This window comes from Pseudomonas sp. Pdm06 (genome assembly GCF_014851795.1).
Classification (GTDB): domain Bacteria; phylum Pseudomonadota; class Gammaproteobacteria; order Pseudomonadales; family Pseudomonadaceae; genus Aquipseudomonas; species Aquipseudomonas fluorescens_AA.
In genome coordinates, this window is sequence record NZ_JACVAH010000020.1 from 121,472 (window position 1) to 131,020 (window position 9,549).

The 9,549-nt window shown below is 59.8% G+C and carries 11 protein-coding genes; 7 read left to right on the forward strand and 4 right to left on the reverse strand.

The window, feature by feature from the left end; all coding sequences use genetic code 11:
* Positions 1 to 3: 3 nt before the first annotated feature.
* Positions 4 to 1,011 carry a cytochrome d ubiquinol oxidase subunit II gene (cydB, locus tag IB266_RS27270; protein WP_053125566.1) on the forward strand — a complete coding sequence of 336 codons (1,008 nt, stop codon included), beginning with the start codon at positions 4 to 6 and terminating at the stop codon, positions 1,009 to 1,011.
* 11 nt (positions 1,012 to 1,022) lie between these two features.
* Positions 1,023 to 1,187 carry a DUF2474 domain-containing protein gene (locus IB266_RS27275; protein WP_003205785.1) on the forward strand — a complete coding sequence of 55 codons (165 nt, stop codon included), beginning with the start codon at positions 1,023 to 1,025 and terminating at the stop codon, positions 1,185 to 1,187.
* 40 nt (positions 1,188 to 1,227) lie between these two features.
* Here IB266_RS27275 and IB266_RS27280 read toward each other — a convergent pair whose 3' ends face one another.
* Complete coding sequence (locus IB266_RS27280; protein ID WP_192263586.1) at positions 1,228 to 2,367, reverse strand: methyltransferase; 1,140 nt, start codon at positions 2,365 to 2,367, stop codon at positions 1,228 to 1,230.
* A 181-nt stretch (positions 2,368 to 2,548) separates the two neighbouring features.
* The gene (locus IB266_RS27285) at positions 2,549 to 3,262 is read right to left on the reverse strand and encodes an autoinducer binding domain-containing protein (protein WP_192263588.1); all 714 of its coding nucleotides are present in this window, start codon (positions 3,260 to 3,262) and stop codon (positions 2,549 to 2,551) included.
* A gap of 292 nt (positions 3,263 to 3,554) precedes the next feature.
* Between IB266_RS27285 and IB266_RS27290 the strand changes: the two genes are divergently transcribed.
* Positions 3,555 to 4,331 carry a ferredoxin--NADP reductase gene (locus IB266_RS27290; protein ID WP_092332978.1) on the forward strand — a complete coding sequence of 259 codons (777 nt, stop codon included), beginning with the start codon at positions 3,555 to 3,557 and terminating at the stop codon, positions 4,329 to 4,331.
* A gap of 2 nt (positions 4,332 to 4,333) precedes the next feature.
* Here IB266_RS27290 and mscL read toward each other — a convergent pair whose 3' ends face one another.
* A complete protein-coding gene (gene mscL, locus IB266_RS27295) occupies positions 4,334 to 4,747 on the reverse strand; it encodes a large-conductance mechanosensitive channel protein MscL (RefSeq protein WP_003205779.1) in 414 nt (137 codons plus the stop codon).
* 283 nt (positions 4,748 to 5,030) lie between these two features.
* Between mscL and katB the strand changes: the two genes are divergently transcribed.
* The 3 genes from katB (at position 5,031) to radA (ending at position 8,682) form a co-directional block, all read left to right on the forward strand.
* Entirely contained in the window at positions 5,031 to 6,572 is a 1,542-nt protein-coding gene (gene katB, locus IB266_RS27300; RefSeq protein ID WP_192263590.1) for a catalase KatB, read from the forward strand.
* 151 nt (positions 6,573 to 6,723) lie between these two features.
* Positions 6,724 to 7,272 (forward strand): ankyrin repeat domain-containing protein, encoded by a 549-nt coding sequence (locus tag IB266_RS27305; RefSeq protein ID WP_192263596.1) that lies wholly within the window; start codon positions 6,724 to 6,726, stop codon positions 7,270 to 7,272.
* Positions 7,273 to 7,314: 42 nt separating this feature from the next.
* Complete coding sequence (gene radA / locus IB266_RS27310; RefSeq protein WP_060740535.1) at positions 7,315 to 8,682, forward strand: DNA repair protein RadA; 1,368 nt, start codon at positions 7,315 to 7,317, stop codon at positions 8,680 to 8,682.
* Positions 8,683 to 8,691: 9 nt separating this feature from the next.
* Here radA and IB266_RS27315 read toward each other — a convergent pair whose 3' ends face one another.
* Entirely contained in the window at positions 8,692 to 9,048 is a 357-nt protein-coding gene (locus IB266_RS27315) for a PilZ domain-containing protein (RefSeq protein ID WP_123343876.1), read from the reverse strand.
* Positions 9,049 to 9,206: 158 nt separating this feature from the next.
* Between IB266_RS27315 and IB266_RS27320 the strand changes: the two genes are divergently transcribed.
* Positions 9,207 to 9,549, forward strand: a 343-nt coding sequence (locus tag IB266_RS27320) for a carbon starvation CstA family protein (protein ID WP_318646607.1), incomplete at its 3' end; no start/stop codon positions are given.

The following is a 9,549-nucleotide window of genomic DNA, read 5'->3' on the forward strand; positions in this document are numbered from 1 at the left end:
GTCATGGGTATTGATCTTCCGCTGATCTGGGCCGTGGTGATCATCTTCGGCATCATGATGTACGTGATCATGGACGGCTTCGACCTGGGGATTGGCATCCTCTTCCCCTTCGTCAAGGGCGAGCGCGACCGTGACGTCATGATGAACACCGTGGCACCGGTCTGGGACGGTAACGAAACCTGGCTGGTGCTGGGCGGTGCCGGGCTGTTCGGGGCGTTTCCGCTGGCCTACTCGGTGGTGCTTTCGGCGCTGTACCTGCCGTTGATCCTGATGCTCATCGGCCTGATCTTCCGCGGCGTGGCCTTCGAGTTCCGCTTCAAGGCCAAGGCTGAGAAGCGCCACCTCTGGGACAAGGCGTTCATTGGCGGTTCGCTGACGGCCACCTTCTTCCAGGGCGTGGCACTGGGGGCGTTCATCGACGGTTTTGAAGTGGTCAATCGCCAGTTCGCCGGCGGTTCCCTGGACTGGTTCACGCCATTCACGGTGTTCTGTGGCCTGGCGTTGATCGCGGCCTACGCGTTGCTCGGCTGCACCTGGCTGATCATGAAGACCGAAGGCAAGTTGCAAGAGCAGATGCATGACCTGGCCCGGCCGCTGGCGTTCGTGGTGCTGGCCGTGATCGGTATCGTCAGCATCTGGACGCCGCTGGCCCACGCGGACATCGCGGCCCGCTGGTTCACATTGCCGAACCTGTTCTGGTTCCTGCCGGTGCCGATCCTGGTGCTGGTGACCATGTACGGTTTGTTCCGCGCGGTGGCCCGCAATGCCAACTACACGCCCTTCATCCTGACTCTGGTGCTGATCTTCCTCGGCTACAGCGGCTTGGGCATCAGCCTGTGGCCGAACATCGTGCCGCCGTCCATCTCGATCTGGGACGCCTCTTCACCGCCCCAGAGCCAAGGCTTCATGCTGGTGGGCACGCTGTTTATCATTCCGTTGATCCTGGTGTACACCTTCTGGAGCTACTACGTGTTCCGCGGCAAGGTGACCCACGACGACGGCTACCATTGAGGGCATCGAGCATGGCCAAACCTGACTTGAAAGACATCGAGGCCGCCGAACGCAAGCCACTCTGGCAGCGGCTCGGCTGGCTGGCGCTGATCTGGGCTGGCAGTGTGCTGGCGTTGTTCATCGTCGCCAGCCTGATGCGGATGTTCATGAATGCCGCGGGGCTGACCACCCACTGATTTCCCTGCCGGAGCGAGCTTTGCTCCCGCAGCGGACGGTCTATTTGCGGGCTTTGAGAATGACGAATTTCGGCGTGGCGGCCACTTGCTCGACGCCTCGGAACAACCGCGCCAGTTTGCTGTGGTAGCCCAGGTGCCGGTTGCCGACGATGTACAGCGCGCCGCCCACCACCAACGCTTCGCGAGCCTGCTGAAACATCCGCCAGGCGAGGAAGTCGCCCACCACTTGCTGCTGGTGGAAGGGCGGGTTGCACAACACCACATCCAGTGACTGCGCTTCTTGCCCGGCCAGGCCATCGCCGGCCCTGATGGTCACTTCGCGTTCGCCGAGGGCCGCACGCCAGTTCTCGGCGGCCGATTGCACGGCCATGTACGACTCGTCCACCAGGGTGTAGCGGGCCTCGGGGTTTTGCAGGGCACTGGCGATGGCCAGTACGCCATTGCCGCAGCCCAGGTCCGCGACCCGGGCCGTGCCGAGGTTTTTCGGCAGATGTGGCAGGAACGCGCGCGTGCCGATGTCCAGGCCTTCGCGGCAGAACACGTTGGCATGGTTGAGCAGTTCGATCTTCGGCTCGTCCAGCCAGTAGCGCGTGGGGTAGGGCGACACGACCGGCGTACTGTTGGGTGAAGAGGCGCTGGGCGGTGTGGCGATCAACAGCCGCGCTTTTTTCACTGCCAGGGAAGCCTGCACCGGGCCGATGTAACGCTCCAGCAAATCGCCGGCGGCCCGGGGCAGGTGCTTGATCATGGCTCCGGCAATCACCTGGGCGCCCGGCGCCAGTTGGCCTTGCAGGCGAATCAGTTGTTCCTCCAGCAGGGCCAGGGTTTTCGGTATTTTGATCAGGACGCGATCGAACGGGCCGGTCAACGGTTCGCTGGCGGGCAACGTTGGTACCGCATCGAAGGGCCGGCCATTGCGCACCAGGTTTTTCTCCAGTGCCTGCAATGCCAGGAAAGAATCACCGCTGCTGGTCACCAGGGCGTTGCCGGCCAGGCTGGCAGCCAGGGCGCCGAAGCCGTCATTGAGCACCAGGACCCGAGTCTGCGCGGCCGGTTGTTGTTCGGCCAGATACGCGAGCAGGTATTCATCGGCCGCATCGAAGGCTTGCAGCGGTTCGTTCTGCTGTTCGGGTTGGCGGATCAGGTCGAGTTGGGCGAAAGGACTGTCGAGCAGGGGCATGGCTGGGGACTCTGGAAATCAACGAATGTCCCGCGGCCTGGAGGTAGGTGTCTGTGCGGGACCGCCTGAATGAACTGCGTCGCGCTTAAAAGCGGCATCATTCAAGAGGGACCGTAAATGGTACGTTTTTTTCTTGCACATTACTCGCGGGTTTTTCAGCTCGGCAGTGCCGCGCCACGGGTCAGATCACATGGATCTGGGCAGCCTTGGCCACCGCTGAAATTTTATTGCTGACGTTCAGTTTTCGCATGCAACTGCACACATGGAAATTCACGGTTCGTTCGGAAAGGCAGAGAATCCTGCCCACTTCCGAAGCCGTTTTGCCTTCGGCTGACCACCTCAGTACTTCGATTTCTCTCGGCGACAAGTGATAGTTCTGCTTGACTACGATGGCGTCAGACAGTTTTTTGCTGGCGAGCGCATGCAGCTTTTGACTGGCGAAGATGGCGTAGCCGAGGTTGCCATAGTGTTCCTCTATATCAATGGGGCAATGGGTTCGTGCGAGGCTGAACAGGCTGCATTGTGCCCCTTGGTCGTCATGAACGGCCTGGGTCCAGCCGTACTTGAGTCCCTGTCGATTAAGTTCTCGCCATAACTTGGGGGCCTGAGCGAAAACAGTCTCATCCCACAAGATCGGGAGCGGTGATTGATTGCAATGTGCTACTAATGGATCGCTCGACGCATAACCGTTTTGTTCATAAAGCCGGTCCCATCCATAAGGGTAGTTATTCAGGTTCACCTTGCTGGTGTGTTTGTCGGGGCTTCCGAGATAGGCTGCAAATGCGCAATATTCAAATCCCTGATTGTTAAAGAAATTCAATACCAGACGATAGGCCGCCTGCAGGTCTTTTTCACAGGATAACTTCCTCAGTAACAAGTCCTTCCACCTGTCCATCGCTTTCTCCTGGGTTTGATTCGTCCATGCGGATCCAATCCATGATGCGAAATTTTAGTGTAGGACTATTCTTAATCTGTAGTGGGATTTTTTTATCTCACTTACATTTTGAAATATCTAAGTGAATAAGTTTTTTATGTGGTTGGTTTTACATCGCTGCAACTTTGTATAAGTTTAGTAAAGGATTTAGCGATAAAGGTGGCGACTATGGCTAAAGTGCCATTACTTGCTGTCGGTGGTGAAGACGCTCACTTTGCGGGACACTGTACGTCTTGTCCCCTAGGAGTGGCTCATGACCGACAGCGCAGAGAAGTTCACCCGCCAAACCTTGCTCGATGTCCAGCCAGTGACGTCTCATTTGTTTACGTTACGCACGACCCGGGATCGCGGCTTTCGCTTCCGGGCAGGTCAGTTCGCCCGGCTGGGCGTCGCCAAGGCGGACGGCACCACCGTCTGGCGGGCGTACTCCATGGTGTCGTCGCCCTTCGACGAGTTCCTCGAATTCTTTTCCATCGTGGTTCCCGAGGGTGAGTTCACCAGCGAACTCAGCCGCTTGCAACCGGGTGACGAACTGTTGGTGGATCGCCAGGCCTTTGGCTACCTGACGCTGGACCGCTTCGTCGATGGCCGGGATTTGTGGTTGCTGTCCACGGGGACGGGCGTGGCGCCGTTTCTTTCGATCCTCCAGGATTTCGAGGCCTGGGAAAAATTCGAGCGGATCATCCTGGTCTACAGCGTGCGCGAGGCGCGGGAGTTGGCGTATCAGGACCTGATCAAGGAACTGCCCCAGCGCGACTACCTGGCCGAGTACGCTCACAAGTTTCGTTTCATTGCGACCGTCACCCGTGAGCAGCACCCGGGGGCGCTCAGTGGGCGCATCACCACGTTGATCGACAATGGCGAACTGGAGCGCGCGGCCGGCGTAGCGCTGACGCCGGAGCATTCGCGGGTGATGCTGTGCGGCAACCCGCAAATGATCGACGACACGCGCAAGCTGCTCAAGGCCAGGGGCCTGCAACTGAGCCTGACCCGTCGTCCGGGCCAGGTGGCGGTGGAAAACTACTGGTAGGCTCAGGGCCGCTCGTTCTGAGCCTTGAGCAGGTCGCGAATCTCACTCAGCAGCAGCTCTTCCTTGGTCGGAACCGGAGGGGCGCTGGGGGCTACGGCTTCTTCACGCTTGAGGCGGTTGATGGCCTTGACGCCCATGAAAATGGCGAACGCCACGATGATGAAGTCGATGGTGCTCTGGATGAATTTGCCGTAGGCCAGCACCACGGCAGGCGCATCACCCTGGGCGGCCTTGAGGGTGATGGCCAGGTCACTGAAGTCCACGCCACCGATCAGCAGGCCGATTGGCGGCATGACCACGTCGCCCACGAATGACGAGACGATTTTGCCGAAAGCGGCGCCGATGATGATCCCGACGGCCATGTCGACGACATTGCCTTTGACCGCGAAGGCCTTGAACTCGCTTAGCACGCCCATGAGTTATTCCTTGTAACAGATGAAAGATGAGTGGCAGTGTAAATCAGCCCAACGAGTCTTGCTCGAAACGCCTGCTTACAAAGCTTCAGTTATCGACCGGGGCTTGGATGAAAAGTTTACAAAGTGCCATCAATCGCGCGTGATACGCGGTTTCGGCCCGGGGGCCCTATAACGTTTTTTCTATCGGCACGGTACGGCATTTCTATTTAGGTTTTTCTTTTCCCGGCACTAGCCTCTGGATGGCGCACATGGATGCGCTCTATAACATCAGAGGAACATGCCTATGAACACTTCCCTCGGCCACGGGGCTTACTCCCATCGCCGCGCTCTTTTTGTGCTGACCGCGAGTCTTCTATCCTTGTCTGTCAACGCGGCCACCCTGACCCGGGACAACGGTGCGGCGGTCGGCGATAACCAGAATTCGCAGACGGCAGGTCCCAACGGTCCGACCCTGCTGCAAGACGTGCAGTTGATCCAGAAGCTCCAGCGCTTCGATCGTGAACGCATCCCCGAGCGTGTGGTGCATGCCCGTGGTACCGGTGCCCACGGCACATTCACGGTGTCCGACGATCTCAGCGACCTGACCAAGGCCAAGGTCTTCGCCGCGGGCCAGGTCACCCCGGTGTTCGTGCGTTTTTCTGCCGTGGTGCACGGTAATCATTCACCGGAAACCCTGCGCGACCCCCGTGGCTTCGCCACGAAGTTCTACACCGCCGACGGTAACTGGGATTTGGTGGGCAACAACTTCCCGACTTTCTTCATTCGCGATGCCATCAAGTTTCCGGACATGGTCCATGCGTTCAAGCCCGACCCGCGGACCAACCTGGACGATGATTCGCGCCGTTTCGATTTCTTCTCCCATGTTCCAGAGTCGACCCGTACCCTGACCGAGTTGTATTCCAACTCTGGCACACCGGCCAGTTACCGTGAAATGGACGGCAACGGTGTACATGCCTACAAGCTGATTAACGCCAAGGGTGACGTTCACTATGTGAAGTTTCATTGGAAAAGTTTGCAGGGCTTGAAAAATCTCGATCCGAAAGAAGTTGTGAAAGTTCAGGGTCAGGATTACAGCCATATGACCAATGACCTGGTGAGCCATATTAATAAGGGCGACTTCCCGAAGTGGGACTTGTACGTCCAGGTGCTCAATCCGCAAGACCTTGCCAAGTTCGACTTCGACCCACTGGATGCGACCAAGATCTGGCCGGGCGTGCCTGAGCGCAAGGTCGGGCAAATGGTCTTGAACCGTAACCCGGCGAATGTCTTCCAGGAAACCGAGCAGGTGGCGATGGCGCCAGCGAATCTGGTGCCAGGCATCGAGCCTTCCGAGGACCGTTTGCTTCAGGGCCGGGTGTTTTCCTATGCCGATACGCAGATGTACCGTCTAGGCGCCAATGCCCTGCAATTGCCGATCAACGCCCCCAAGGTGGCGGTGAACAACGGTAACCAGGACGGTGCGATGAACCCAGGCAGCACCAGCACCGGCGTGAATTACCAGCCGAGCCGCCTGACGCCTCGTGAAGAACCGCAGGCGGCACGCTACAGCCAGGCCGCGTTGAGTGGCAGCACCCAGCAGGCGAAAATCCAGCGCGAGCAGAACTTCAAGCAGGCCGGTGATTTGTATCGTTCGTTCAGCAAGAAAGAACGTGATGACCTGATCGAAAGCTTTGGTGGCTCTTTGGCGACCACTGATGACGAGAGCAAGCACATCATCCTGTCGTTCCTCTACAAGGCCGATCCTGAATACGGCACTGGCGTGGCCCGTGTCGCCAAGGGCGACCTCACCCGGGTCAAGGCGCTGGCGGAAAAACTGACTGACTGACCACCGCCGGCAGGTGCATAACCTGTGGGAGCAAAGCTTGCTCGCGAAGCGGACGCCGGGGTCGGAAACCAGACCGAGTCGTCTGCATCGCGGGCAAGCCTTGCTCCCACAACCCTGCTCCACAGTCTTGAGTTCATGGGGAGACGTCATGATGGGTAAATTCCTTTTATCGATGCTTGCGGCCTGGTCAGTCAGTGTATTGGCCGATCAGCCAGTGCCCACGGAGCCGGCGGCGGTACAGGAACAGCTGCAAAACTATTATTTCGACGCCGCTCGCCGGGGCGATGTGCCGATGCTCGATACGTTTATCGAGGCCGGTTATTCGCTCGATACCCGGGATGAGAAGGGCTACACCGCGCTGATTCTGGCGGCTTATCACGGCCACGCTCCGGCGGTGGAGCGGTTGCTGGCCGCGGGGGCCGATGCCTGTGCCCAGGATAAACGCGGTAATACGGCGCTGATGGGCGCCATTTTCAAGGGCGAAGTGCAGATTGCCCGTCGCTTGTTGTCCACCGATTGCAGCCCGGACCAACGCAACGGTGCCGGACAGACCGCCGCGATGTACGCGGGTCTGTTCAAGCGTGGCGAGTTGCTCGATGCCTTGAAGGCCAGGGGCGCCGACCTGGAGGCCCGGGATCCGTTGGGCAATACCGCGGCGGATCTGGCGAAGGGTGAAATCAGAATGCCGGCCCCTCAGTGAACCTTGGCTGGGCTATCATCGCGGTTTTACCCCGGAGTTCAGATGGCCAAGGCAAAGCGCATGTACGGCTGCACCGAGTGCGGTTCGACCTTTCCCAAATGGGCCGGCCAATGCAGCGAATGTGGGGCCTGGAACACCCTGACCGAAACCATGGTGGAAAGCGGCGGCGCGGCGGCCCCCACCGGGCGTACGGGCTGGGCCGGTCAGCAGGCGCAGATCAAGACCCTGGCCGAAGTCAGCGTTGAAGAAATCCCGCGATTTTCCACCGCGTCCGGTGAACTGGACCGGGTGCTGGGCGGTGGCCTGGTGGACGGTTCGGTGGTGCTGATCGGTGGGGACCCGGGCATCGGCAAATCCACCATCCTGCTGCAAACCTTGTGCAACCTCGCCACCCGCATGCCGGCGTTGTACGTCACTGGCGAAGAGTCCCAGCAACAGGTCGCCATGCGCGCCCGGCGCCTGGGCTTGCCCCAGGACCAGTTGCGGGTCATGACCGAGACCTGCATCGAAACCATCATCGCCACGGCGCGCGTGGAAAAGCCCAAGGTGATGGTGATCGACTCGATCCAGACCATTTTCACCGAGCAGCTGCAATCGGCCCCAGGCGGCGTGTCCCAGGTGCGTGAAAGCGCGGCGTTGCTGGTGCGCTACGCCAAGCAGAGCGGCACAGCGATTTTCCTGGTGGGCCACGTCACCAAGGAAGGTGCGTTGGCGGGACCGCGGGTGTTGGAGCACATGGTCGATACCGTGTTGTACTTCGAAGGCGAATCCGATGGCCGCCTGCGTTTGCTCCGGGCGGTGAAGAACCGTTTTGGTGCCGTCAATGAATTGGGCGTGTTCGGCATGACCGACAGGGGCCTGAAAGAAGTCTCGAACCCTTCGGCGATCTTTCTGACGCGTGCCCAGGAAGAAGTCCCGGGCAGTGTGGTCATGGCGACGTGGGAAGGGACCCGGCCGATGTTGGTGGAAGTGCAGGCGCTGGTGGATGACAGCCACTTGGCGAACCCACGGCGGGTCACCCTGGGCCTGGATCAGAATCGGCTGGCCATGCTGCTGGCGGTGTTGCATCGACACGGCGGGATTCCGACTCACGACCAGGACGTGTTCCTCAACGTCGTGGGCGGGGTCAAGGTACTGGAGACCGCGTCCGACCTGGCGTTGATGGCGGCGGTCATGTCCAGCCTGCGCAACCGGCCGCTGCCCCATGATTTGCTGGTGTTTGGCGAAGTGGGGTTGTCGGGGGAAGTGCGACCGGTGCCCAGCGGGCAGGAGCGGCTCAAGGAAGCGGCCAAGCACGGTTTCAAACGCGCCATCGTGCCCAAGGGCAACGCGCCGAAGGAAGCGCCGCCAGGGTTGCAGATTATCGCGGTGACCCGTCTGGAACAGGCGTTGGATGCGCTGTTCGAGTAACCCGCTGATTCAAACCTGAATCAACGCCGCGAATTCCCGCTCCAGTTCGTCATGATCGGCCAGGTTCAGCTCCACCAGTCGGCGCAAGTGTGCGATGGAGTCCAGGTCGATGTGCTCGCAGACAAAGCCCAAGTGGCCGTGATCGTCGTGGGTGAGCCTGACTTCCATCTTCACCTCGACCTCATTGCTCAGGTGGATGTCGGCCATGAAGGTTTTTTCGGCGTTGCCCAGCCAGGGCTTGGGTTTTTCGATTAGCAGGCCCTTGAGGGACAGGTCCAGCAGTTTCACCGGCCAGGTGAATGGGCCCTGGGTCAGCTCGGTCTTGGCATGGAACTCTATTCGTACGAAGCGGCGGCGTTCGCTCATTACGCTTTCCCTCTGAAGATGTAATGACTATAGACCCTACTGGCCGGTCATCGTCACCGTTCGGCCGGTGACAGACGAATGTCGAGTATGGCCTTTGCCCGGGTTAGCGCTAAACTCCAATGGCTATCTTTCTTGTCCACCCTGGCTGGAATATAAAAATGAAAAACAATAATAGCCTGCTGCGCCATCTGCCCTGGCTACTGCTGGCCGTCGTAGGAGCGTGCGCCCTGGGCGTCGTGGCATTGCGTCGAGGCGAGGCGATCAACGCCCTCTGGATCGTCGTCGCCGCCGTGGCCATCTACCTGGTCGCCTACCGCTACTACAGCCTCTTCATCGCCAACAACGTAATGCAACTCGACGCGCGCCGGGCCACACCCGCCGTGCTCAACAACGATGGCCTGGACTACGTCCCGACCAACAAACACATCCTCTTCGGCCACCACTTCGCGGCCATTGCCGGCGCGGGGCCGCTGGTCGGGCCGGTGCTGGCGGCGCAGATGG

Coding starts and splice junctions, on each gene's coding strand:
- cydB (WP_053125566.1), top strand. CDS start 4: ATGGGTATTGATCTTCCGCTGATCTGGGCCGTGGTGATCATCTTCGGC.
- IB266_RS27275 (WP_003205785.1), top strand. CDS start 1,023: ATGGCCAAACCTGACTTGAAAGACATCGAGGCCGCCGAACGCAAGCCA.
- IB266_RS27280 (WP_192263586.1), bottom strand. CDS start 2,367: ATGCCCCTGCTCGACAGTCCTTTCGCCCAACTCGACCTGATCCGCCAA.
- IB266_RS27285 (WP_192263588.1), bottom strand. CDS start 3,262: ATGGACAGGTGGAAGGACTTGTTACTGAGGAAGTTATCCTGTGAAAAA.
- IB266_RS27290 (WP_092332978.1), top strand. CDS start 3,555: ATGACCGACAGCGCAGAGAAGTTCACCCGCCAAACCTTGCTCGATGTC.
- mscL (WP_003205779.1), bottom strand. CDS start 4,747: ATGGGCGTGCTAAGCGAGTTCAAGGCCTTCGCGGTCAAAGGCAATGTC.
- katB (WP_192263590.1), top strand. CDS start 5,031: ATGAACACTTCCCTCGGCCACGGGGCTTACTCCCATCGCCGCGCTCTT.
- IB266_RS27305 (WP_192263596.1), top strand. CDS start 6,724: ATGGGTAAATTCCTTTTATCGATGCTTGCGGCCTGGTCAGTCAGTGTA.
- radA (WP_060740535.1), top strand. CDS start 7,315: ATGGCCAAGGCAAAGCGCATGTACGGCTGCACCGAGTGCGGTTCGACC.
- IB266_RS27315 (WP_123343876.1), bottom strand. CDS start 9,048: ATGAGCGAACGCCGCCGCTTCGTACGAATAGAGTTCCATGCCAAGACC.